This window comes from Streptomyces nymphaeiformis (assembly GCF_014203895.1).
Taxonomy (GTDB): Bacteria; Actinomycetota; Actinomycetes; order Streptomycetales; family Streptomycetaceae; genus Streptomyces; species Streptomyces nymphaeiformis.
Map to the genome: position 1 here is coordinate 480,316 of NZ_JACHJY010000006.1, position 23,793 is coordinate 504,108.

Below are 23,793 nucleotides of genomic sequence, written 5' to 3' on the forward strand. Positions count from 1 at the left end.
CTGTGGGGGGGTCAGAACAGGGTGGTCGCCGCGAAGCGGAGGACGAACTGCGGGTAGCCCGACAGGACGACTCCGGCGACGGCGGTCAGCGCGATCGCCAGGGTGATCGGCGCGGGGGCCGTGTGCCGGACGGGCGTGCCCGCCGGTGCGCCTTCCGGCGCGCCTTCCGGCGCGCGGAAGAGCAGGGCCGTCCAGCGCAGGTAGTAGTACAGCGCGATCACGACGTTGACGCCCATGATCACGGCCAGCCACCCGAGGCCCGCGTCGACGGCCGCCGAGAAGACGGTCACCTTGGCGAAGAGGCCGATGATACCCGGGGGCAAACCGGCCAGATTTAGGAGGAAGAACCCGAGGGTGAGGGCGGCGCCGGGGCTCGTGGCGTACAGGCCGCGGAAGTCGGAGATCCGGGCCTCGGGGTGCGTACGGGCGACGAGCGCGACGACGGCGAAGGCGCCGAGGTTCACGACGGCGTACATGAGGGCGTACGCGACGGTGGAGCCGATCTGGTCGTCGCTGGAGTACGCGGCGGCCGCGATCGGCACCAGGAGGTAGCCGGCCTGGGCGACGGAGGACCAGGCGAGCAGCCGGACGGCGCTCCGCGCGCGCGTGGCCGACTGGCGGAGCGCGGCGACGTTCCCGGCGGTCATGGTGAGCGCGGCGAGGGCGGCGAGCGCCGGGCCCCACACGTCCGCGTACGAGGGGAAGGCGACGACGGTCACCAGGATGAGGCCGGTGAAGCCGACGGCCTTGCCGACGACGGACAGGTAGGCCGCGACGGGCAGCGGGGCGCCGACGTAGGTGTCGGGGACCCAGAAGTGGAAGGGGACGGCGGCCGTCTTGAAGGCGAAGCCGACGAGGGTGAGGGCGACGCCGGCCTCGGCGAGGGTCTGGAGCTGCCCCGGGACGTCGTCGAGGCTCTGGGCGATCTCCGTGAGGTGGAGGGTGCCGGTGGCCGCGTACACGAAGCTGACGCCGAGCAGGGTGACGGCGGTCGCGGTGACGGACGAGAGGAAGAACTTGAGCGCGGCCTCGCCGGACATGCGGTCGCCGCGCTTGAGGCCGACGAGGGCGAACGCGGGCAGCGAGGCCACTTCGAGGGCGACGACGAGGGTGGCGAGGTCGCGGGAGGCGGGCAGCAGGGCGGCGCCCGCGGCCGAGGAGAGCAGCAGGAACCAGAACTCGCCGGCCGGGAGCTTCTCGCGGGTCGCCTCCATGGAGAGGAGCGCGGTGAGCAGCGCTCCGGCGAGGACGAGGAACTGGATGACGAGGGTGAACTCGTCGGCGGTGTAACTGCACGCCTTGACCTGGGTGGCGGCGGTGAGACAGAAGGTCTCCCGGTCGCCCGATCGCAGCGGCAGGAGGAGGGCGAGGGCGGCGGCGAGGCCGCCGATCGCGGTCCAGCCGAGGAGCTGCTTGCGCTCCTGCGGGAGGAAGAGGTCGGCGACGAGGACGACGAGCGCGACCACGGCGGTGAGGGTCGGGGGCGCGATCGTGAGCCAGTCGACGGACTGGACGAGGGACGTCATCGGGGTCCTCCCGCGAGGAGCTGCTGGACGGCCGGGTCGGTGAGGCCGAGGAGGACGGCGGGCCAGAGTCCGGCGAGGACGGTGAGGGCGACGAGCGGGGTCCAGGCGGCGAACTCGTACCCCTGGACGTCGGCGATCGCCGTCTCCCCCGCGGGTCGCGGGCCGCCCATGCAGACGCGGCGGACGACGAGGAGGAGGTAGGCGGCGGTGAGGAGGGTGCCGAAGGCGCCGATCGCCATGAAGGTGAGGAAGGCGGGACGGCTGAGGCCCTCGGCCGGGTCGAAGGCGCCGAACAGGGCGAGCATCTCGCCCCAGAAGCCGGCGAGGCCGGGCAGTCCGAGGGAGGCGACGGCGGCGAAGGCGAGGAGGGCGCCGAGGCGGGGGGCGCGGCCGTAGAGGGCGGCGCCGGTGGCTCCGGCGAGGGTGTCGAGGTCGGCGGTGCCGTAGCGGTCCTTGACGGCGCCGACCAGGAAGAAGAGGAGGCCGGTGACGAGGCCGTGGGCGATGTTGGCGAAGAGGGCGCCGTTGACCCCGGTGGGGGTCATGGTGGCGATGCCGAGGAGCACGAAGCCCATGTGGCCGACGGAGGAGTACGCGATGAGGCGCTTGAGGTCGCCCTTGTTGCCGGGCTTCACGAGGGCGAGGCAGGCGAGCGATCCGTAGATGATCCCGGCGACGGCGAAGGCCGCGAGGTACGGGGCGAAGGTCGCCATGCCCTCGGGGGCGATCGGCAGCACGATCCGGACGAAGCCGTACGTGCCCATCTTGAGCAGGACGCCGGCGAGGAGGACGGAGCCGACGGTCGGGGCGGCGGTGTGGGCGTCCGGGAGCCAGCTGTGCAGCGGCCACATCGGGGTCTTCACGGCGAGCCCGAGACCGATCGCGAGAACGGCGATGACCTGCACGGACGTGGTCAGTCCGCGGCCGTTGTCGGTGGCGAGTGCCACCATGTCGAACGTGCCCGCCTTCAGACCGATGAGGAGCAGGCCGAGCAGCATGACGACGGAGCCGAGCAGCGTGTAGAGGATGAACTTCCAGGCGGCGGCCTGCCTGCCCTCGCCGCCCCAGCGGGCGATGAGGAAGTACATCGGGACGAGGACCATCTCGAAGGCCAGGAAGAACAGGACGAGGTCGAGGACGGCGAAGGTGGCGAGGGTGCCGGACTCCAGGACGAGCAGCAGGGCGACGAAGGCCTTCGGGGACGGGCCCGACGGCATCTTGAAGTAGCTGTAGAGCGCGCAGAGGAAGGTCAGCAGCGCGGTCAGGACCAGGAGGGGGAGGGAGATGCCGTCGACACCGAGGTGGATGCGCACGTCGAGTGCCCTGATCCAGCTGATGTCCGTCGTGGCCTGCATCTTCGACGGGTGGTCGTGGTCGAAGCCGAGCGCGAGGACGAGCGCGGCCAGCAGGATGACGCCGGTGACGGTGACGCCGTGGCGGAGCACGGCCTGGTCGGGTGACCTCCCCTTCAGCCCGGGCGGGGCGGGCAGGAGAGCGGCGGCGGCGCCGAGGAGCGGGCCGGCGACGATCAACGCCAGGAGGAACTGCATCACGGATTCGCTGATATCGATCACGGCTCACGCTCCGGCGACGGCGTTGGCGAGGGCGACGGCGACGATCGCCAGGACGACGGAGCCGGCGAGCAGGGCGCTCAGGTAGGTCTGCACGTTGCCGGTCTGGGCGCGGCGGACGAGCCAGCCGAGCCCCTTGGCGGAGTTCCCCGCGGCGCTCACGTAGGTGTCGACGACCTCGCGGTCCAGGAAGCGGACCAGGGAGGCGGCGGCGAGTACGGGGCGGACGAAGGCGGTCCGGTAGACGGCGTCCAGGTGGAAGCCGTCGGCGGCCGCGCCGTGCAGCGGCCCCAGGAGGGCGCGGCCGGGGTCGGCCGGGTCCTCGGCGGGGTGCGGCAGGTGCAGCGCCTCGGCCTCGACCTGACCCGCCTCGGCGTCCGGGTGGGCGACGTGCGGGACGGGGGCCGTGACCGGGGTGCGGGCGGCGAGGGTGCGCCAGACCGCGTAGGTGATGACGGCTCCGGCGGCGGCGAGACCGGTGCCGAGGACGGCGGTGGTCAGTGTCGGGGTCAGCGGGTGCCCGTCGAACCAGTCGTCGAGGTGGGTGACGGTCAGACCGAAGCCGAGGGAGGGGATCGCGAGGACCCACAGGACGCTCGTCATGGCGATCGGCTGACGCCCGTGGTCGGGGGCCTCGGGGCCTCGGCCGCGGAAGGTCCGAAGCCAGAGGCGGAGCGCGTAGGCGGCGGTGAGCAGGGCGGTGAGGAGGCCGGCGACGAGGACGATCCAGCCGGCTCCGGCGGGGGCGACGTCCCGCTCGCCGAGGGCGGTGTGCTCGGCGGCCACGAGGACGGCCTCCTTGGAGAAGAAGCCGGCGAAGGGTGGGACCGCGGCGAGCGCGAGCAGGGCGACGGTCATCGTCCAGTACGCGTCGGGGATGCGCTTCGCGAGGCCGCTCATGCGGGACATGGCGGTGAGCGAGTTCGTACCGGCGGCGTGGATGACCGCGCCGGCGGCGAGGAACAGCAGCGCCTTGAACGCGGCGTGCGAGAGGAGGTGGAAGACGGCGGCACCCCGGTCGCCGACGGCGAGGGCGCCGGCCATGTAGCCGAGCTGGCCGATCGTCGAGTAGGCGAGGACCCGCTTGATGTCGTCCTGGGCGAGCGCGGCGAGCCCCGAGCCGACCATCGTGATCGCGGCCATCACGGCGAGCACGGTCATCGCGGCGGCGGAGGCGGCGAAGACGGGCAGCAGCCGGGCGACGAAGTAGATGCCGGCGGCGACCATCGTCGCCGCGTGGATGAGCGCGGAGACGGGGGTGGGGCCGGCCATGGCGTCCGGGAGCCAGGTGTGGAGCGGGAACTGCGCGGACTTGCCCGCGACGCCGGCGAGCAGCAGCAGCGCGACCAGGGTGGGGTGGTCGATGCCGCCGCTCGCGACGGCGCCGAGGACGCCCGTGATCCGGAACGTGCCCGCGTCGGCACCGAGCGCGAAGAGGCCGATGAGGAAGGGGACGTCACCGAGCTTGGTGACGAGGAAGGCCTTGAGGGAGGCGGACCGCGCCTCGGGGGTCTCCCAGTAGTGGCCGACGAGGAAGTACGAGCAGATGCCCATGATCTCCCAGCCGACCAGGAGCACCATCAGGTCGCCGGAGTAGACGACGACCAGCATCGCGGAGGTGAAGAGGGAGACGAGCGCGGCGTACGAGGGGTAGCGCGGGTCGTCGCGGAGGTATCCGGTCGAGTAGATCTGCACGCAGGTCGCGATCACGCCGACGAGGACGGCGACGAGCGCGGCGAACCCGTCGATGTGGAGGCTCAGGTCGATGGGGACGGAGCCCGTGGGCGTGAGCTGAGTGGCGGCGTCGATCGCCTTCCCCCCGCCCTGGCGGGCGGCGACGACGGCGGCCAGGACCGCGGCGGCGAGCGTCGGCAGCACGGCCAGCGGGCGGACGAAGCCGGGCGCGGTGCGGCCGAGCAGGAGTCCGGCGGCGGAGCCGAGGAAGGGGAGGAGGGGGACGAGGACGGCGAGGGTGGTCGTGGTCACGCGGCGGCCTCGGCCTTCTCCTCGGCGGACGGCTGTTCCCCGGCCGCCGGCTGTTCCTTGGTGTCGCGGAGCCGGTCGATGTCCGAGGTGCCGCGGTTGCGGTGGACCATCAGGACGATCGAGAGACCGATGCCGATCTCCGCGGCGGCGATGGCGATGGTGAAGAGGGTGAGCGCCTGGCCGGCGTGGAGGGTGTCGCGGAGCCAGACGTCGAAGGCGACCAGGTTGAGGTTGACGGCGTTGAGCATCAGCTCGACGGACATCAGGACCAGGATCGCGTTGCGGCGGGCGAGGACGCCGTACAGGCCGACGGCGAAGAGGAGGGCGGCGAGGACGGCCGGGTAGGCGAGGTGCATCAGCTCTCGTCCTCCTTCTTCTTCCGCGAGAGGACGATCGCGCCGACCAGGGCGGCGAGGAGCAGCACCGACAGCGCCTCGAAGGGCAGCACCCAGTGCTGGAAGAGGATCTGGCCCATCACGTCCGTGGAGCCCTGGGCGGGCCCGTCGAGATCGATCCAGGTCGTGCGGAACGCGTCGACGACGACCCAGACGAGGGCCGCCGCGGCGGCCAGGGCGACGGCGAGGGCGACCGGCCGGTTGCCGGAGTCGGCGTCCGGGGAGCGGCCGACGGGGGCCTTGGTGAGCATGAGACCGAAGAGGAGGAGCACCACGACGGAACCGACGTAGATCAGGACCTGGACCCAGGCGATGAACTCGGCGGTCAGGAGGAGGTACTCGACGGCGAGCCCGCCGAGCGCCACGACCAGCCAGAGGGCGGCGTGCACCAGCTGGCGGGTGGTGACGGTGAGGAGGGCGGCGCCGAGGGTGGCGAGGCCGACGAGGAGGAAGGCGACCTCGACGCCGGTGGGCGAGAGGAAGCCGTGGGCGGCCGTCCGAGCCGCTTCTGCTGCGAGGGTCACTGCTGGTCCTCCGTGGCTGCCGCCTGCGCGGCGGCGGCCTTCTCCGCCGCCTTGCGGGCCGCGGCGATCTCCTTCGGCTCCTCCGCGCGCGGGTCGAGCGCGGGCGGCTCGGGGACCGTCCACATCCACTCGCGGAGCTTGTCGCGCTCGTGGGTGAGCTCGTGGATGTCGGTCTCCGCGTACTCGAACTCGGGCGACCAGAACAGGGCGTCGAAGGGGCAGACCTCGATGCAGATGCCGCAGTACATGCAGAGCGAGAAGTCGATGGCGAAGCGGTCGAGGACGTTCCGGCTGCGCTCGCGGCCGCCGGGGGCGGCGGGCGGCACCGTCTCCTTGTGGGAGTCGATGTAGATGCACCAGTCGGGGCACTCACGGGCGCAGAGCATGCAGACCGTGCAGTTCTCCTCGAACAGGCCGATGACCCCGCGGGTGCGGGGCGGCAGCTCGGGCTGCACGTCCGGGTACTGCGCGGTGACGTTCTTGCGCGTCATCGTGCGGAGGGTGACGGCGAGGCCCTTGGCGAGGCCGGAGCCGGGGATGGGCATTAGTTGATCGCCACCTTCACGATGCCGGTGAGCGCGATCTGCGCGAGCGCGAGCGGGACGAGGGTCGTCCAGGCGAGCTTCTGGAGCTGGTCCTCGCGCAGGCGCGGGTAGGACACCCGCAGCCAGATCACGACGAACGCGAGGACGGCGGTCTTCAGGAGGGTCCAGACCCAGCCGAGGCCGTCGGCGCCGAAGGGGCCGTGCCAGCCGCCGAGGAAGAGGACGGTGGTGAGACCGCAGAGGACGACGATGCCCGCGTACTCGGCGAGCAGGAAGAGCGCGAAGCGGAGACCGGTGTACTCGGTGTACGCGCCGAAGATGATCTCCGAGTCGGCGATGGGCATGTCGAACGGGGGCCGCTGGAGCTCGGCGAGTCCGGCGACGAAGAACACGAGGGCGCCGACGATCTGCCACGGCACCCACCACCAGTGGAAGCCGTTCAGGATGCCGGGCAGCGACACGGTGCCGGCGGCCATCGCGACGGACGCGGCGGCGAGCAGCATCGGGAGCTCGTACGCGAGGAGCTGGGCGGCGGTACGGAGGGCGCCGAGCAGCGAGAACTTGTTCGCGGACGCCCAGCCGGCCATCAGGCTGCCGAGGATGCCGACGCCCATGACGGCGAGCACGAAGAAGATGCCGGCGTCGACGACCTGCCCGACGGCGCCTTCACCGGGCCCGATCGGGATCGCGAGCAGGACGAGCAGATACGGGAGGAGGGCGACGGCCGGCGCGAGCTGGAAGACGCGGCGGTCGGCGTCCTTCGGGACGACGTCCTCCTTCTGCGCGAACTTCACGCCGTCGGCGACGAGCTGGGCCCAGCCGTGGAAGCCACCGGCGTACATGGGGCCGAGCCGGCCCTGCATGTGCGCCATGACCTTGTGCTCGGTCTGCCCGACGACGAGCGGGAGCACGAGGAAGCACACGAAGACGACGACCAGCCGGAGGGCGACGTCAAGCACGTCGTTCACGCGGGATCGCCTCCGGCGGGGTTGTTGGTGTCGTCCTCGGTGCCGTCCGGCCCGGGGGGCGGCTCGGCGGGGGTCCGGTCTTGGTCAGACGGGGCGTCCGGGGCCCCGGCCGGGGCGGGGGCCTCGGGCTCGGGCTCGGGGGCCGGGGTGTCCGCACCGGCGGGGGTGTCCGGCTCGGGGGGCGCGTCCGGGGCCTCCGGCCCGGGGGCCTGGCCGGCCACCGGAACCGAGGCATCCGGTTCAGGCGCCGAGGCCTCCGCCGGGGCGTCAGGCTCGGGCGCCGGAGTCGCCGCCGCAGCCGGGGCCTCCGGCCCGGAGGCCTGACTGGCCCCCGGAACCGGGGCATCCGGTTCAGGCGCCGAGGCCTCGGCCGGGGCCTCCGACTCGGGGGTCGGGGGTTCCGTTGTCGGGGTCCCGGGGCCGGCGGGCGGCGTCGGGGCTTCGTCGTCGAAGGCCGGGCGGGCGTGGTGCCAGGGGGCGTCCGAGCTGCGGGTGCGCGGGGTGGCGGCCGCCGCGCGGGGCGCGGGGCCGTCCGTGTCCGGGGCCGTCTGGCCGCCGGTCTCCGGGGCCGTCTGGCTCGCCGAGCCGTCCGCTGCCGAGCGGGAGCGGCGCGGCGGGCGGGCCGCGGAGGCCGGGGGTTCGGTGGTCGCATCCGGCTCCGGGGCCGACTGGCTCACCGAGCCCTCGGACGCCGAGCGGGAGCGGCGCGGCGGGCGGGCCGCGGAGGCCGGGGCCTCCGTGGACGCGGCCGGCTCCGGGGGCGCCTGGCTCGCGGAGCCGTCGGCCGCCGTGCGGGCTCGGCGGGCCGGAGTGCCCGGCTCTGTGACCGCCTGGCTTGCCGAGCCCTCCGTGACCGAGCGGGAGCGGCGGGCCGGAGCGGCCGGCTCCGGGGCCTGGCTCGTCGAGCCCTCTGTGGTCGTGCGGGTTCGGCGCACCGGGCGGTCGCCCGCTGTCGCGCGGGCCGGGCGGGTCGGGGCCGGGGGGAGCTGGCCCTTCAGGGGGCCCCATTCGTTGGGGTCCGGGACGCCCGGCGGGAGCATCTGGCGGCGCTTCGGACCGCCGCCGTCGTGCGACTCGCCCGGCTCCTTCGCGCCCGGCCACGCCTTGGCGACCCGCGCCGCGAGGACGAAGTCCTTGCGCAGCGGGTGGCCCTCGAAGTTCTCGGGGAGGAGGAGGGGGACCAGGTGCGGGTGGCCCTCGAAGTCCACGCCGAACATCTCGTGGGTCTCGCGCTCGTGCCAGCCCGCGCCCGCGTACACCCCGATCGCCGTCGGCAGGACGGCCGCCTCGTGCGGGACCGTCGTGCGGAGGAGGAGGCGCTGCGGGTGGCCGGATCCCAGCGCCACCACGTGCGCGCAGACACGGAAGCCCGTGCCCGGCTCGTCCACCGCGCTCAGCCAGTCGAAGTACGTGCAGCCCAGGACGTCCCGGGCGGTCTCCAGCGCCGTGAGCCAGGCCGTCGGCGGGACGTCGACCGTCAGCAGGTCGTACGCCCGCTCCGCCGTCGCCTCCTCGCCGAAGATCTCCGTCACGGAGTCCGGGAGGGAGTCGTAGCCGGTCATGCCTTGCCTCCCGGCGGGGGCGTCAGCGGGCTCGTCAGCTGGGAGACCGTCGCGGCGGTCCCGTACCGCTCGGCCAGGCTCTCCCTCGCGATCTTCTCCTGGAGTTTGAGGATGCCCTGGAGCAGCGCCTCCGGGCGCGGCGGGCAGCCGGGAACGTACACGTCGACCGGAATGATCTGGTCCACGCCCTTGGTGACCGAGTACGAGTCCCAGTACGGGCCGCCGCAGTTCGAGCAGGCACCGAACGAGATCACGTACTTCGGTTCCGGCATCTGCTCGTACAGACGCTTCACGGCCGGCGCCATCTTGTCCGTCACCGTGCCCGAGACGATCATCAGGTCGGCCTGACGCGGTCCCGGGGCGAACGGGATCACGCCGAGCCGGATGAAGTCGTGCCGGGCCATCGACGCGGCGATGAACTCGATCGCGCAGCAGGCGAGGCCGAAGTTGAAGACCCACAGGCTGTAGCGGCGGCCCCAGTTCAGGACCACCTTCATCGGCTCGGGGGCCAGGCGGGCCAGCGGCCCCAGCTTCGGGGCGGGGAGCGGGGTCACGTCCATGTCAGGACGCCCTTCTTGTATGCGTAGAGCAGCCCCACGGCGAGGAAGCCCAGGAAGACGAACATCTCGACCAGGGTCGCGGCGCCGTAGCCGGGCGCCGCGAAGACGGTCGCCCAGGGGAAGAGGAAGATCGAGTCGACGGCGAAGATGACGTAGAGGAAGGCGTACACGTAGTAGCGGACCTGGGTGTGGGCCCAGCCCTCCCCCACGGGGTCGACACCGCACTCGTAGGTGAGGAGCTTCTCGGGCGTCGGCACGACCGGCCTGAGCAGCCGGTTCGCCGTGAACGCCACGGCCACGAAGAGCACGCCGACGACGGCGAGCAGGCCGACGACGGAGTACGTCTGGAAGTAGTCCGCCGCGTCGGCCGCGACAACGGTCGGTTCCCGCACGTCCGCCCCTCGGTCTCGGTGTCTCATCAGTCACTTCTTACGGACGCGAGTCTAGGCCCTGCTAAAGGGACCGTAAGCAGTCGCGGGTGCCTTCTCGGTTGCCTCACGAGTAGCTTCGCGGGGAGCCGGGCGGGTGCCCGGGCGGTGTCCCGCGAGCCCTCCGCCGGTGGGGATATCCCCCCTCCACCTCACCCACCTCCCCCATGGCGTCGGGCCGTCCCCGACCGGCAGTCTGGGGACCATGAGCGCCGATCTTGATCCCGTCGAGTCCCCCGAGGGCACCGAGTCACCCGACTCCCCCGGCTCCCCCGGCTCCGCCGAGGCCCCCCGTCCGCCGCTGCGGTTCGCCTACGGGAAGGAGACCTGGAAGGAGATCGCCTTCCTCCTCTCCAACCTCTTCACGGCACTGGCCGGTTTCGTCTACGCGGTCGTCAGCATCGCGCTCGGTGCGGGCCTCGCCGTCACCGTCATCGGGCTGCCGCTGCTCGCCCTCGGCCTCGGCGGCGCCCGTCTGATCGGCCGGTCGGAGCGGGCGCGGGCCCGCGCGCTCCTCGGCGTGCGGGTCGCCGAGCCCTCCCCGCTGCCGCGGCCCCGCGGCTTCTTCGGCTGGCTGTGGGCCTCCCTGAAGGACCCGGTGGCCTGGCGCACCCAGCTGTACGGGCTGATCCGGCTGCCCTGGGGGATCGTGACGTTCACCGTCGCGCTGGTCTCGCTCTTCGTCCTCTGGCCCGTCCTGCCCTTCCTGGCCCGCGGCCTGACCAACGCCGACCGGGGCATGGTCCGGGGGCTGCTCTCGCCCTCCGACGAGCTGGAGCGGCGGATCGCCGAGCTGGAGTCCGACCGCGGCGTCGTCGTCGACACCGCCGCCGCCGACCTGCGGCGCATCGAACGCGACCTGCACGACGGCGCCCAGGCCCGGCTCGTGGCCCTGGCGATGGGCCTCGGCCTCGCGAAGGAGAAGCTGCTCGAAGACCCCGAGGCCGCCGCGGCGATGGTCGACGAGGCACACGGCGAGGTGAAGCTCGCCCTCCAGGAGCTGCGGGACCTCGCCCGGGGCATCCACCCGGCGGTCCTCACCGACCGCGGCCTCGGCGCCGCCCTGTCCTCCGTCTCCGCGCGCTGCACGGTGCCGGTGAAGGTGAACGTCGACCTGGCGGAGCGGCCGGCCGAGGCGATCGAGGGCATCGCGTACTTCACCGTGTCCGAGCTCCTCCAGAACGTCTCCAAGCACGCGCGTGCCCGGTCCGCCTCCGTGGACGTGTGGCGTGCCGACGACCGGCTGCTGCTCCAGGTGCGCGACGACGGGGCCGGCGGGGCGCGTCTCGACGGCGGTACGGGCCTCGCGGGGCTCGCGGAGCGGCTCGGGGCGGTCGACGGGCTGCTCGTCGTCGACTCCCCCGAGGGCGGTCCGACGGTGGTCACGGCGGAGCTGCCGTGGCGCTCCCGACCGGCGGCGTGAGGCCGGCCCGCTGCTGCGGGTGCGGGGCGGCGGCTGTAGCGCTGGAGGCTCGGTGGCCGCTCCCATGGCCCTCCCCTGGGATCCCGTACCCCCTCGGTAGGGAAAACCCCCGCCCCCAGACGCCCACCCGCCTCATGGTCCCGCGGGGCGCCGGACGGAAGCCTGGAACACGTACCGCCCACCCCCTCCGAGCAGAGAAGGAACCCCGCGATGGCTGCCGCCTCCCACCCGCTCCGACTCCCCGCCGTGATCCGCGCGCCGTTCGAGGCCCGTACCTGGCGCGCCTTCGGGTACGTGCTGATCGGGCTGCCGCTGAGCGTCTTCTGGTTCGCGGTGTCCGTCTCCTTCGTCTCGCTCGGCGCCGGGCTGCTGATCACCTTCCTCGGCGTGCCGGTCCTGGCCGGGACGCTCGCGATGTGCCGGGGCTTCGGCGCGGTGGAGCGGGCCCGGGCGCGCGGGCTGCTCGGGCTCGACGTGGCCGCGCCGGATCCGGTGCGCGGGAAGACCGGCGGGGCGTTCTCGTGGATGGGGGCGATGCTGAAGAGCGGCGCGTCGTGGCGGCACCTGCTGTACGCGCTGCTTCACATGCCGTGGGCGGTGTTCTCCTTCTCGGTCACCGTGGCGCTGTGGAGCTGGGGCTGGTGTCTCTTCACGTACCCGCTGTGGCAGTGGGTGTTCCCCACGTGGGTGGGGCAGGACGGGATCCAGCTGTACGGGGACCGGACCCACGCCTTCTATCTCGACGCGCCGTTCGAGCTGGCCGTGACGAGCCTCATCGGGTTCGTGTTCGTCCTCGTCGGGCCGTGGGTGCTGCGCGGGCTCGTCTCCGTCGACCGGCTCCTCGTCTCCGGGCTCCTCGGCCCGTCGCGGCTCGCCTCGCGCGTCACGGAGCTGGAGTCGGACCGGGGTGTGGTCGTCGACACCGCCGCGGCGGACCTGCGGCGCATCGAGCGCGACCTGCACGACGGCGCCCAGGCCCGGCTCGCCGCGCTCGCCATGGACCTCGGGCTCGCGAAGGAGAAGCTGGCGGCCGACCCGCAGGCGGCGGCGGTGCTCGTCGACGAGGCGCACGGCGAGGTGAAGCTGGCCCTCCAGGAGCTGCGGGACCTCGCCCGGGGCATCCACCCGGCGGTCCTCACCGACCGGGGGCTCGACGCGGCGCTGTCGGCGGTGGCCTCCCGGTGCGCGGTCCCGGTGTCCGTGGACGTGGACCTGCCGGCCCGGCCGGTGCCGGCGATCGAGGGCATCGCGTACTTCACGGTCTCCGAGCTCCTCCAGAACGTCTCCCGGCACTCGGGGGCGCGGCGGGCGTGGGTGGACGTGTGGCGCACGGAGGACCGGCTGATGCTTCAGGTGCGGGACGACGGGGTGGGCGGCGCGGAGGCCGCCGGGGGCGGTCTGGCCGGGCTCTCGGAGCGGGTGGGGGCGGTGGACGGGGTCCTGGCGGTGGACTCCCCGACGGGGGGGCCGACGACGGTGACGGTGGAGCTGCCGTGGCGGGCGTAGCCGTCCGTTGTGGGCATGCGTTCCGCCGGGCGCGGGCCCACACGAGGCGGGGGCACCGGCCCCCAGGCGCGCGCCCGCATCCGCCCGCCCCGCGCACGCCCCCCAAGTGCCATGCTGGCCCCCTCTTCAAGTGACCGAAGCATGGGGGCGCAAGGCGTGAGTGGGCAGAGTGTGGCGGCGCGGGTACGGGTGGTCATCGCCGAGGATTCCGTGCTGCTCAGGGAGGGGCTGACCCGGCTCCTGACCGACCGGGGCCACGAGGTGGTCGCCGGGGTCGGGGACGGGGACGCGCTGGTGGAGACCGTCGCGGGGCTCGCCGAGGAGGGCGCCCTGCCGGACGTGGTCGTGGCCGACGTACGGATGCCGCCGACGCACACCGACGAGGGCGTGCGCGCGGCCGTGCGGCTGCGCAAGGACTTCCCGGGGCTCGGCGTCCTGGTCCTGTCGCAGTACGTGGAGGAGCAGTACGCCACCGAACTTCTGGCCGGTTCCAGCCGGGGTGTGGGATATCTCCTCAAGGACCGCGTCGCCGAGGTCCGCGAGTTCGTGGACGCGGTCGTGCGGGTCGCCGGGGGCGGTACGGCCCTGGATCCGGAGGTCGTGCAGCAGCTTCTCGGCCGGAGCCGTCAGCAGGACGTGCTGGCGAATCTGACCCCGCGCGAGCGGGAGGTCCTCGGGCTGATGGCGGAGGGCCGGACGAACTCGGCGATCGCGAAGGCGCTGGTCGTGAGTGACGGCGCGGTCGAGAAGCACATCAGCAACATCTTCCTGAAGCTCGGTCTCTCGCCGAGTGACGGCGATCACCGCCGGGTACTCGCCGTGCTGACGTACCTCAAGTCCTGAGCCGATCTGACGGCCTGTCAGATACGCTGGTCCTAGACCCAAAGGATGAGACGGAATACGACATTCCAGAACACTCCGGGTAGCGACAGACCGTGACGATTCAGGGCAAGAGGGAGTCTCAAAAAGAGGTCCATGATGTGAGAAGTCCCGGGAAGGGCCCCCTTACCGTCGTAGGGTGGGCCTCGGGACGGAAGGTGATCTCCGTACAGGGACCACCCGCCGCGCCCCGAGCCTTCTCCCCGCCTCCGGCGGAGAGTCCCCTTGCCGCGAGGGAGGTCCAGTTCAGTGACCAGCCAGGTCAGTAGCGAGGCCGGTGAGGCCCTGGTCGGGGAGCAGCGCAGCGCCCCGGCGTCGCCCCACCACGGCACCGAGAAGGAAGTGCGCCGGCTCGACCGGGTGATCATCCGCTTCGCGGGTGACTCCGGTGACGGCATGCAGCTGACAGGTGACCGCTTCACCTCGGAGACGGCGTCCTTCGGGAACGACCTCTCCACGCTGCCGAACTTCCCGGCCGAGATCCGGGCGCCTGCCGGAACCCTGCCGGGTGTCTCGTCCTTCCAGCTCCACTTCGCCGACCACGACATCCTGACCCCGGGCGACGCCCCGAACGTGCTGGTCGCGATGAACCCCGCCGCCCTCAAGGCGAACATCGGGGACGTGCCGCGCGGTGGCGAGATCATCGTCAACACCGACGAGTTCGCCAAGCGCGCCATGGCCAAGGTCGGGTACGCGACCTCGCCCCTGGAGGACGGGTCGCTCGACGGCTACCGGGTCCACCCGGTCCCGCTGACGACGCTGACCCTTGAGGCCCTCAAGGACTTCGGGCTCTCCCGGAAGGAGGCCGAGCGGAGCAAGAACATGTTCGCGCTCGGGCTGCTCTCCTGGATGTACCACCGGCCGACCGAGGGCACCGAGACCTTCCTGCGCCAGAAGTTCGCGAAGAAGCCGGAGATCGCCGAGGCCAACGTGGCCGCCTTCCGGGCCGGCTGGAACTTCGGCGAGACCACCGAGGACTTCGCCGTCTCCTACGAGGTCGCCCCCGCGACCCGGGCCTTCCCGACCGGCACGTACCGGAACATCTCCGGGAACCTGGCCCTGTCGTACGGCCTGATCGCCGCCGGCCGCCAGGCGGACCTGCCGCTCTACCTCGGCTCGTACCCGATCACCCCGGCCTCGGACATCCTGCACGAGCTCAGCAAGCACAAGAACTTCGGCGTGCGCACCTTCCAGGCCGAGGACGAGATCGCCGGCATCGGCGCCGCGCTCGGCGCCGCCTTCGGCGGCTCGCTGGCCGTCACGACCACCTCCGGCCCCGGTGTGGCGCTGAAGTCCGAGACCATCGGCCTCGCCGTCTCCCTGGAGCTGCCGCTCCTCGTCGTCGACATCCAGCGCGGCGGCCCGTCCACCGGTCTGCCGACCAAGACCGAGCAGGCCGACCTCCTCCAGGCGATGTACGGGCGCAACGGCGAGGCCCCGGTGCCGGTCGTGGCCCCGAAGACGCCGGCGGACTGCTTCGACGCGGCCCTCGACGCCGCCCGGATCGCCCTCACGTACCGCACGCCGGTCTTCCTGCTCTCCGACGGCTACCTGGCCAACGGCTCCGAGCCCTGGCGCATCCCGGACGTCGAGGAGCTCCCCGACCTGCGGACCCAGTTCGCCACCACGCCGAACCACACCCTGTCCGACGGCACCGAGGTCTTCTGGCCGTACAAGCGCGACCCCGAGACCCTCGCCCGCCCCTGGGCCGTGCCCGGCACCCCCGGTCTCGAACACCGCATCGGCGGCATCGAGAAGCAGGACGGCACGGGCAACATCTCGTACGACCCCGCCAACCACGAGTTCATGGTCCGCACCCGCCAGGCCAAGATCGACGGCATCGAGGTCCCCGACGTCGAGGTCGACGACCCGGACGGCGCGCGCACCCTCGTCCTCGGCTGGGGCTCCACCTACGGGCCGATCACGGCGGCCGTCCGCCGCATCCGGCGCGAGGGCGGCCACATCGCCCAGGCCCACCTCCGCCACCTCAACCCCTTCCCGAAGAACCTCGGCGAGGTGCTGAAGCGGTACGAGAAGGTCGTGATCCCCGAGATGAACCTCGGCCAGCTCGCCACCCTCGTCCGGGCGAAGTACCTCGTCGACGCCCGCAGCCACACCCAGGTCAACGGCATGCCGTTCAAGGCCGAGCAGCTCGCCGCCGCCCTCAAGGAGGTCATCGATGCCTGAGCCCCTGCTGCACCTGGTGCCGAAGGCCGAGGCCGCCCAGTCCATGAAGGACTTCAAGTCGGACCAGGAGGTCCGCTGGTGTCCCGGCTGCGGTGACTACGCGGTCCTCGCCGCCGTGCAGGGCTTCATGCCCGAGCTCGGTCTGGCGAAGGAGAACGTCGTCTTCGTCTCCGGCATCGGCTGCTCCTCCCGCTTCCCGTACTACATGAACACCTACGGGATGCACTCCATCCACGGCCGCGCCCCGGCCATCGCCACCGGTCTCGCCACCTCGCGCCGCGACCTGTCGGTATGGGTGGTCACGGGCGACGGCGACGCGCTGTCCATCGGCGGCAACCACCTCATCCACGCCCTGCGCCGCAACGTGAACCTGAAGATCCTGCTCTTCAACAACCGGATCTACGGACTCACCAAGGGCCAGTACAGCCCCACCTCCGAGCTCGGCAAGATCACCAAGTCGACCCCGATGGGCTCCCTCGACGCGCCCTTCAACCCGGTGTCGCTGGCGCTCGGCGCGGAGGCGTCCTTCGTGGCCCGCACGGTCGACTCCGACCGCAAGCACCTCACCGAGGTGCTCCGCCAGGCCTCCGAGCACAACGGCACGGCGCTCGTCGAGATCTACCAGAACTGCAACATCTTCAACGACGGCGCCTTCGAGGTCCTCAAGGACAAGGACCAGGCCAAGGAAGCCGTCATCCGCCTCGAACACGGGCAGCCGATCCGCTTCGGCGCCGAGAACGAGAAGGGCGTCCTCCGCGACCCGGCCACCGGCGACCTCCAGGTCGTCACGGTCACCCCGGAGAACGAGTCCCGGATCCTCGTCCACGACGCCCACGCGGCCACCCCGACGACGGCGTTCGCCCTCTCCCGCCTGGCCGACCCGGACACCCTGCACCAGACGCCCATCGGCGTCTTCCGCTCGGTGGACCGCCCGGTGTACGACACGCTCATGGCCGAGCAGCTGGAGACGGCGGTCGAACGGTACGGCAAGGGCGACCTGGGCCAGCTCCTCACCGGCAACGACACGTGGACGGTCGTCGGCTGACGGCCGCCCGCGCGGTCAGTCGCGCTTCGCTGCCTCGGCGAACGGGCCGAGGCAGCGGGGCTTTCCAGATCTGATCTGCCAGAGGGTCAGGCCTTCGAGCTGGCCTGTCGCGTTGCTGTAGGCCTTGGTGTTGTAGGACCTCGCCACCCCCCGGTACACCGCGTCGTCGTTTATTAACGCGTTCGCCACCGCCGCGCCCGAGCGCTCCGCGCTCCTCCTGGCGGCGGTGCGCAGCGCCTGCCCCATCCAGTTCAGGGCGTCGTACGACTCCACCGCGAACCGGTCGACCGGGTCTGTGGCCGCGATTCGCCAGCGCTTGCGGTACGCGGCCGCGAACGCCTTCGCGGCCGGGATCGTGTCGGGATCGGTGTAGCCCGTCCCGAAGTACCAGCCCTCGGCGGCCGGCCCCGCCACGGTGAGGAACTCCGGCTGGAGCGGGGGCTCTACACTCCCACACGGGCCCTGGAATCCCTGCTGCCGCAGGGCCTTCGCACACAGGGCGGCCCGGCGCGGCGACTTCCCCGCGTACATCACGCCCGTGGGGGAACTGGCGAGCGCGGCCCGGACCGCCGACCCGAAGTCCTCACTGTCCGCATCGACTTGGTGCACGGTCACCGTGCCGCCGGCGGGACGTCTGTCCTTCATGGTCCGGGCGACGGACCAGCCGTACGTGCCGCCGGCCCGGTCCTCGATGACGACGGTGCGGCCCAGTTGGTGCTCTTGGAGATAGCGGGCGAAGGGCACGACCGTCACCTCGGGGTAGGGCCGCAGCTCGAAGTACGTACGCATCTCCGGCCGCTGGCCCCGGATCGTCCCATCCGAGACCGATGCCACCACGCTCAGCATCGGCACCTTCTGATCGACGAGCACGTTCGCCGCCGCGATGGCCGTCTCGGTGGTCGTCGGGCCGAGCACGGCGACCAGGGACGGGGTCCGCAGGAAGGCGCGGGCCCCGGCGGCGGCCCGCTTCGGGTCTCCCCCGTCGTCCGTCACCTTGAGCACCAGGTCGAAAGGCCGGTCCTCGCGGGCGTTGAAGGTCTCTGCGGCGAGGCGCAGCCCGCGTTCCTGGGCGCGCCCGTCCGCCTTCGTCGGGCCGCTGAGGTCGGTCAGGACGCCGAGCGTGTACGCCGTCCGTACGGTCCCGCCGCCGCCCGTACCGCCTCCCGGGTCGCGGCCGAGCAGCCAGGCGGTGAGGCCACCCGTGCCCGCGACGGCCCCGGCTGCTCCGAGAGCGAGGAAGCGGCGGCGTGAAGTCCCCTGCGGCTCCTCGGGGTTGAGCATGGTCGGGTCGGCGACCGGCAGGTCGAGGACCCGCGACGACCGCTGGGCGATCAGCGCGGGCAGGCCGGCCGGCAGCCAGTTCCCGGCCGCCGGGCCCTCGTACGGGCCGAGGGCGTCCCGTACCTCGGCGGCGCTCGGCCGGTCGGCGGGGTCCTTGGCGAGGCAGGCGGTGACGAGCGGGAGCAGGGTGTCCTGCACGTCGGTGAGGTCGGGCTCCTCGTGGACCGTGCGATAGACGACAGCCGCCACCGCGCCCGTGCCAAAGGGGCGTTCGCCGGTCAGGGCGTACGCGAGGACGCAGCCGAGCGAGAAGACGTCGGCGGCCGGGCCGACCTCGCCTGCGCCCGCGGCCCGGGCCTGTTCGGGGGCGAGGAAGCCGGGGGTGCCGATCATCGCGTCGGTGGCGGTGAGCGCGGTGGCGCCGCTGACCCGGGCGATGCCGAAGTCGATGAGCCGGGGCCCGTCGAGGGCGAGGAGGACGTTGCCGGGCTTGACGTCGCGGTGAACGAGCCCGGCCGCGTGCATGCCGTCGAGGGCGTCGGCGAGCCGGGCACCCAGGGTGCGGACGGTGGTCTCGGGCAGCGCGCCGTGCAGGGCGACGGCCTCGGCGAGCGAGGGCCCGGGCACGTACTCGGTGGCCAGCCACGGCTCGCGGGCCTCCGGGTCCGCGCCGAGGACGCGGACGACCCAGCGGCCGGTGATCCGCTCGGCGGCGGTCGCCTCGCGGCGGAAGCGGGCCCGGAAGCCGGGGTCGGCGGCGTGCTCGGCGCGGATCAGCTTGAGCGCGGCGAGCGCGCCGCCGGAGGTCCGGGCGAGGTAGACCACGCCCATGCCTCCGGTGCCGAGCCGCCCGAGGAGGCGGTAGCCGGCGATGGCGGAAGGGTCGGCCTTCTTGAGCGGCTGCATGCTCAAGCCTTCTTCTTGGGCTCGGCAGGGGCGGGGCCGAAGTACTTGTAGGCCCCCTTCTGCACGCCGTAGAGGAAGGTGCCGACACCGATGAGCTCGCCGTTGTCGCGGAACTGGTAACCGCCCATGGCCCCGGTGTACTTCTGCTTCCGCAGGGCCTCCCACAGGCCCTTGCGGGTGAGCGGGCCCTTGGCGGCGCTCGTGGCGAGCCAGGACGTCACCATGTTGACCACGTCGAAGGACTCGCCGGTGTAGAAGGCCGGGGTGGTGCCGTAGCGCTTGCGGTGGGCGTCGAGGAGTTCCTGGGTGAGCTTGCGATCGGCGGGCTTCTGCTTCGGGTCGGCGGCCCGCTGGACGGGGTCGATGACGGGCGCGCAGACGAACCAGCCCTCGGCGTCGCTCCCCGCCTCCTTCAGGAACTCCGGCCCGAAGACGTGCTGGCCGGCGAACCGGGGTCCGGTGAAGCCGAGTTGCTTCAGGGCGCGGGCGGCGAGCACGGCGGTGGAGCGGACGCCGTTGTGGATGTACGCGTCGATGCCGGCGTCGATCATCTCGCCGATGATCCGGCGATAGTCGGTGGTCCGGCCGGGGATCACCCGGAAGTGCGGCGTGATGCCGGCCTGTTTGAAGCCGAAGCGGGCACCGCTCGTGTACTGCCAGCCGTACTGGTCGTCGGTGCGTTCCTGGAGGACTCCGGGGCGGCGGATCTGTGGCAGGAGCGTGGCGGACCAGGCGAGGTAGACGCCCGCCATGAAGTGCTGCGGGATGGCGCGGAGGACCGTCGTGTTCGGCGCGCCGCCGCCGTCGCCGCGCAGGGTGAAGAGGTTGTAGCCGGCCGAGGTGGTGAGGAGCGGAACGCCGGCCTCCTCGAAGGCGGGGAGTGCGGCGATGCCGGTGTCGTCGGAGGTGGGGCCGAGGACGGCGAGGACGGAGGGGTCGGTGGTGAGCCGCCGGGCGGCGGCGAGGGCGCCGGCGCTCTGCCCTCGGTCGTCGGAGACCTTGAGTTCGAGGGTGAAGGGCTTGCCCTTGTGCAGGGCGTTGAACCGCTCGACGGCGAGCCGGGCGCCGCGCTCCTGGGCCCGGCCGATCTCCCGGGCGGGCCCGGAGAGGTCGGCGAGGACGCCGATGGCCCAGGTGTTCCGGGGCTTGGGCGCGGGGTGCTTCCCGTCGGCGCCGGTGTCGTCGCGCCGGTCGAGCAGGGCGAACGCCCCGCCGCCCGCCGCGAGGACGGCGGCACCGGCGCCGAGCAGCAGGAAACCGCGCCGACTGGGCTTCGCGGGGGCGTCGGGGTCCGTGCCCGGCGCGGTCGGGTCGATGTCGGGGAGCGTGAGCATGGCCGCCGAGCGTTCGGCGATGGTGGTGACGACGGGCGCGGGCAGCCAGTCGGCGGCGGTGCCGGGGGTGTCCTCGGTGAGCCGGTCGGCGATCTCCTCGGCGATGGGCCGGTCGGCGGGGTCCTTGGCGAGGCAGGCCGCGAGGAGCGGGAGCAGGTCTTCCGGTACGCCGGCGAGGTCGGGCTCGTCGTGGACGGTCCGGTACATGAGGGCGTCCACGGCCCCGGCGCCGAAGGGCGGGCGACCGGTCGTCGCGTACGCGAGGAGGCAGCCGAGGGCGAAGACGTCGGCGGGCGGGCCGATGGCGTCGGTGCGGGCCTCGGCCTGCTCCGGGGCGAGGAAGCCGGGGGTGCCGACCACCATGTCGGTCGCGGTGAGCGCGGTCTCCCCGCTGGTGCGGGCGATGCCGAAGTCGATGAGGCGCGGCCCGTCGACGGCGAGGAGGACGTTCCCGGGCTTGACGTCCCGGTGGACGAGTCCGGCCGCGTGGACGGCGGCGAGCGCGCGGGCGACGGCGCCGCCGAGGATCCGTACGCTCCGCTCGGGCAGCGGCCCGTGGGCGCGGACGGCCTCGCCGACGGACGGGCCGGGCACGAAGGCGGTCGCCATCCAGGGTTCGGGTGCGTCGGGGTCGGCACCGGTCACGGGTACGGCCCAGGGGCTGACGACCCGGCGGGCGGCCTCGACCTCGCGGCGGAAGCGGGCCCGGAAGTCGGGCTGGTCGGCCTGGTCGGCGAGGGTGACCTTGACGGCGGCGAGCTCGCCGCTCTCGGTGCGGCCGAGGTACACGACACCCATGCCACCGGCGCCGAGGCGGCCGAGGAGGCGGTAGCCGGCGATCGACGAGGGGTCGGAGGGCAGGAGCTCCTGAAGGGGGCCGGGCTGGGCCATCGGGCTCACGACTGGGCTCCCAACTGCTCCTTGACGCGGTCCTGCATGAAGACGTTGACCCGGGCCTGGACGGCGTTGGTGTCCCCCTCGGCATAGCCGGAGGCCCCCTTCACGACCGAGGCGAAGGTGACCTGCCCGACGCGGGTCTGGAACCAGGTGTAGTACTGCTGTCCCTTGATCGCGTCGTTGTGGTACTCGCCGCGCTCGATGAGGGAGTCGGTCGTGGTCTGGTTGCCACCGACTCCGTAGGGCATGCCGAGCGAGTTCAGGCCGGTGATCCGCTCGCCCTGGCGCAACTGCTGGTCGGGGCAGCGCAGCGCCTCCTCCAGGGTCTCGGCCATCTCCCAGTCGGCGTCGGGCTCGGTGCGGTGGACGGTGACGGTGGCGGCGACCCGCAGGGGCCCCTTGCCACCGGTGGCCGGGATCTCGCTGTAGGCGGTGACGCTGTAGAGGACGGAGCGGGGCAGGGTCCCGGCCTCCCACTCGCAGCTCGCGTCGAGGACGGGCCAGGATCCGGGGTCGCTGAGGTACGGGCTGCGCTTGACGTATCCGGGCCCCCAGTCGTCGGGTCCGGCCACGACCGCGAGGGCCAGCCGCTTCGCGTCGGCCTGGGTGCGCGGGGCCTTCTTCGGGTCCAGGACGTATACCGGCCCGGCAGGCGTCGGGGACGCGGTCGGCGCCCCGGACGCACTCGCGGTCGGTGTCGCTCGGGACGGTTTCGCCTCGTCCCCGCCGCCTCCTGACGAGCAGCCCGCCAGGAGTAACCCGCCCGCCGCCACGGCAGCGGCGCGCAGCAGTCTTCCGTACGCGTCCCTCACGATTCCCCCACGGTCGCTCGCACGATCCCCCGGTCGGTGAGGGAGATCGTACGGCTCCGCGGATCAACTCGCCCGGGCTACAACATCATTGGGACGCCGCACGCACGGTGTCGTAACGCACACGCGCCGCCTCGACCGCGCCCACCTGCTGCTCGGTCCAGCGGGCGAGTTCCCAGACCTGGCGGGCGGCTCCCTCGCCGAGGGGGGTGAGGCTGTAGTCGACGCGGGGCGGGATGACGGGCTTGGCGTCGCGGTGGACGAAGCCGTCGCGCTCCAGGGTCTGGAGGGTCTGGGCCAGCATCTTCTCGCTGACGCCGCCGATCTCGCGGCGCAGCTCGCTGAAGCGGTACGAGCGCTCCAGGAGGGCCGCGAGGACGAGGACGCCCCAGCGGCTGGTGACGTGCTCCAGGACGAGGCGCGAGGGGCACATCGGCTCGTTCACGTTCGGCGGCTTACTTACTCCCATACCAGTACCTTACTTCAAAGTGGGTACTTACGAAAGGTTAGCGCCCGCCGTACGGTGAGTGCATCGCCCACCGCACGCCCCACGGGAAGAAGGAAGCACCATGAGCATCGTCGTCACCGGAGCCACCGGACAGCTCGGCCGTCTCGTCATCGCCGACCTCCTGACCCGCGTCCCCGCCGAGTCCGTCGTCGCCGTCGTCCGCGACAAGGCCAGGGCCGCCGACCTGGCCGAGCGCGGGGTCGAGCTCCGCGTCGCCGACTACAGCGCGCCGGAGACCCTCGCGGGCGCCTTCGAGGCCGGCGACCGCGTGCTGCTGATCTCCGGCAGCGAGGTCGGGCAGCGCGTCGCCCAGCACCGCGCCGTGATCGACGCGGCCAAGGCCGCCGGCGTGGCCCAGCTCGCGTACACCGGCATCCTCGGCGGCCCGGCGGCCGACTTCACGCTGGCCGACGAGCACAAGGCGACCGAGGAGCTGATCCTCGCGTCCGGCCTGCCGTACACCTTCCTCCGCAACGGCTGGTACACCGAGAACTACACGGCCAACCTCGCCCCCGTCCTCGCCCACGGCGCCGTCGTCGCCAACGCCGGCGAGGGCCGGGTCGCCTCCGCCTCCCGCGCCGACTACGCCGCCGCCGCGGCCGCCGTCCTGACCGGCCCGGCCGAGGAGCACCTGAACCGGGCGTACGAGCTGAGCGGCGACACCGCCTGGTCCCTCGCCGAGTACGCGGCCGAGGTCGCCGCCCAGACCGGCCGGGAGATCACGTACAGCGACGTCCCCGCCGCGACCCACCTGGAGATCCTCACCGGCGCCGGGGTCCCGCAGGCCTTCGCCGAGATCCTGGTCGACGTCGACCGGGCCATCGCGCTCGGCGCGCTCGCCCTGCAGACCGGCGACCTGGCCCGGCTGACCGGCCGCCCGACCACCCCGATCGCCGAGACGATCAAGGACGCGCTGGCCGCCTCGTAACGTTGTCATGACCGTATGGCGATAC

General features: G+C 72.8%; 20 protein-coding genes. 6 read left to right on the plus strand and 14 right to left on the minus strand.

Annotated elements, in window-relative coordinates; all coding sequences use genetic code 11:
• Window positions 1-11: 11 nt before the first annotated feature.
• Genes GGE06_RS22900 through GGE06_RS22945 form a run of 10 tightly spaced genes read right to left on the minus strand, consistent with a single transcriptional unit; the run spans window position 12 to window position 10,056 of the window.
• A complete protein-coding gene (locus GGE06_RS22900) occupies window positions 12-1,526 on the minus strand; it encodes an NADH-quinone oxidoreductase subunit N (protein WP_184931561.1) in 1,515 nt (504 codons plus the stop codon).
• A complete protein-coding gene (locus GGE06_RS22905) occupies window positions 1,523-3,076 on the minus strand; it encodes a complex I subunit 4 family protein (protein WP_184931617.1) in 1,554 nt (517 codons plus the stop codon). The genes GGE06_RS22900 and GGE06_RS22905 overlap by 4 nt, the downstream gene beginning before the upstream one ends.
• Before the next feature lie 27 nt (window positions 3,077-3,103).
• Window positions 3,104-5,083: an NADH-quinone oxidoreductase subunit 5 family protein gene (locus GGE06_RS22910; RefSeq protein WP_116159397.1), complete on the minus strand. Its 1,980-nt coding sequence runs from the start codon at window positions 5,081-5,083 to the stop codon at window positions 3,104-3,106.
• Window positions 5,080-5,439 carry an NADH-quinone oxidoreductase subunit NuoK gene (nuoK, locus tag GGE06_RS22915; RefSeq protein ID WP_116159398.1) on the minus strand — a complete coding sequence of 120 codons (360 nt, stop codon included), beginning with the start codon at window positions 5,437-5,439 and terminating at the stop codon, window positions 5,080-5,082. Before nuoK ends, GGE06_RS22910 begins: the two co-directional genes overlap by 4 nt.
• A complete protein-coding gene (locus GGE06_RS22920) occupies window positions 5,439-6,002 on the minus strand; it encodes an NADH-quinone oxidoreductase subunit J family protein (RefSeq protein WP_116159399.1) in 564 nt (187 codons plus the stop codon). Before GGE06_RS22920 ends, nuoK begins: the two co-directional genes overlap by 1 nt.
• The gene (locus GGE06_RS22925; protein ID WP_116159400.1) at window positions 5,999-6,547 is read right to left on the minus strand and encodes a NuoI/complex I 23 kDa subunit family protein; all 549 of its coding nucleotides are present in this window, start codon (window positions 6,545-6,547) and stop codon (window positions 5,999-6,001) included. Before GGE06_RS22925 ends, GGE06_RS22920 begins: the two co-directional genes overlap by 4 nt.
• The gene (locus tag GGE06_RS22930) at window positions 6,547-7,515 is read right to left on the minus strand and encodes a complex I subunit 1/NuoH family protein (protein ID WP_116159401.1); all 969 of its coding nucleotides are present in this window, start codon (window positions 7,513-7,515) and stop codon (window positions 6,547-6,549) included. Before GGE06_RS22930 ends, GGE06_RS22925 begins: the two co-directional genes overlap by 1 nt.
• Window positions 7,512-9,077: an NADH-quinone oxidoreductase subunit C gene (locus tag GGE06_RS22935; protein WP_184931562.1), complete on the minus strand. Its 1,566-nt coding sequence runs from the start codon at window positions 9,075-9,077 to the stop codon at window positions 7,512-7,514. The genes GGE06_RS22930 and GGE06_RS22935 overlap by 4 nt, the downstream gene beginning before the upstream one ends.
• Window positions 9,074-9,637 carry an NADH-quinone oxidoreductase subunit B gene (locus GGE06_RS22940; protein ID WP_116159403.1) on the minus strand — a complete coding sequence of 188 codons (564 nt, stop codon included), beginning with the start codon at window positions 9,635-9,637 and terminating at the stop codon, window positions 9,074-9,076. Before GGE06_RS22940 ends, GGE06_RS22935 begins: the two co-directional genes overlap by 4 nt.
• A complete protein-coding gene (locus GGE06_RS22945) occupies window positions 9,628-10,056 on the minus strand; it encodes an NADH-quinone oxidoreductase subunit A (protein ID WP_116159404.1) in 429 nt (142 codons plus the stop codon). Before GGE06_RS22945 ends, GGE06_RS22940 begins: the two co-directional genes overlap by 10 nt.
• 214 nt (window positions 10,057-10,270) lie before the next feature.
• On the opposite strand from GGE06_RS22945, the gene GGE06_RS22950 reads away from it, so the two are divergent.
• From GGE06_RS22950 to GGE06_RS22970, 5 genes are all read left to right on the plus strand, one after another.
• On the plus strand, window positions 10,271-11,488 hold the full coding sequence (locus tag GGE06_RS22950; protein WP_184931563.1) for a sensor histidine kinase AbrC1: 1,218 nt from the start codon (window positions 10,271-10,273) through the stop codon (window positions 11,486-11,488).
• Between the two features lie 210 nt (window positions 11,489-11,698).
• Entirely contained in the window at window positions 11,699-12,994 is a 1,296-nt protein-coding gene (locus GGE06_RS22955; protein WP_184931564.1) for a sensor histidine kinase AbrC2, read from the plus strand.
• 171 nt (window positions 12,995-13,165) lie between these two features.
• Window positions 13,166-13,837, plus strand: a complete 672-nt coding sequence (locus GGE06_RS22960; protein ID WP_312883248.1) for a response regulator AbrC3 — start codon at window positions 13,166-13,168, stop codon at window positions 13,835-13,837.
• A 285-nt stretch (window positions 13,838-14,122) separates the two neighbouring features.
• Entirely contained in the window at window positions 14,123-16,060 is a 1,938-nt protein-coding gene (locus GGE06_RS22965; RefSeq protein ID WP_116159408.1) for a 2-oxoacid:acceptor oxidoreductase subunit alpha, read from the plus strand.
• Complete coding sequence (locus tag GGE06_RS22970) at window positions 16,053-17,105, plus strand: 2-oxoacid:ferredoxin oxidoreductase subunit beta (protein ID WP_184931565.1); 1,053 nt, start codon at window positions 16,053-16,055, stop codon at window positions 17,103-17,105. The genes GGE06_RS22965 and GGE06_RS22970 overlap by 8 nt, the downstream gene beginning before the upstream one ends.
• 15 nt (window positions 17,106-17,120) lie before the next feature.
• Here GGE06_RS22970 and GGE06_RS22975 read toward each other — a convergent pair whose 3' ends face one another.
• The 4 genes from GGE06_RS22975 to GGE06_RS22990 all read right to left on the minus strand — a co-directional run bounded on the left by GGE06_RS22975 (window position 17,121) and on the right by GGE06_RS22990 (window position 22,801).
• The gene (locus GGE06_RS22975; protein WP_116159410.1) at window positions 17,121-19,292 is read right to left on the minus strand and encodes a bifunctional serine/threonine-protein kinase/ABC transporter substrate-binding protein; all 2,172 of its coding nucleotides are present in this window, start codon (window positions 19,290-19,292) and stop codon (window positions 17,121-17,123) included.
• A 2-nt stretch (window positions 19,293-19,294) separates the two neighbouring features.
• Window positions 19,295-21,517 (minus strand): bifunctional serine/threonine-protein kinase/ABC transporter substrate-binding protein, encoded by a 2,223-nt coding sequence (locus GGE06_RS22980; protein ID WP_116159411.1) that lies wholly within the window; start codon window positions 21,515-21,517, stop codon window positions 19,295-19,297.
• Between the two features lie 5 nt (window positions 21,518-21,522).
• A complete protein-coding gene (locus tag GGE06_RS22985; protein WP_312883236.1) occupies window positions 21,523-22,335 on the minus strand; it encodes a hypothetical protein in 813 nt (270 codons plus the stop codon).
• A gap of 85 nt (window positions 22,336-22,420) precedes the next feature.
• Complete coding sequence (locus GGE06_RS22990) at window positions 22,421-22,801, minus strand: winged helix-turn-helix transcriptional regulator (RefSeq protein ID WP_116159412.1); 381 nt, start codon at window positions 22,799-22,801, stop codon at window positions 22,421-22,423.
• Window positions 22,802-22,901: 100 nt separating this feature from the next.
• On the opposite strand from GGE06_RS22990, the gene GGE06_RS22995 reads away from it, so the two are divergent.
• Window positions 22,902-23,768 carry an SDR family oxidoreductase gene (locus GGE06_RS22995; protein ID WP_184931566.1) on the plus strand — a complete coding sequence of 289 codons (867 nt, stop codon included), beginning with the start codon at window positions 22,902-22,904 and terminating at the stop codon, window positions 23,766-23,768.
• Window positions 23,769-23,793 lie beyond the last annotated feature (25 nt).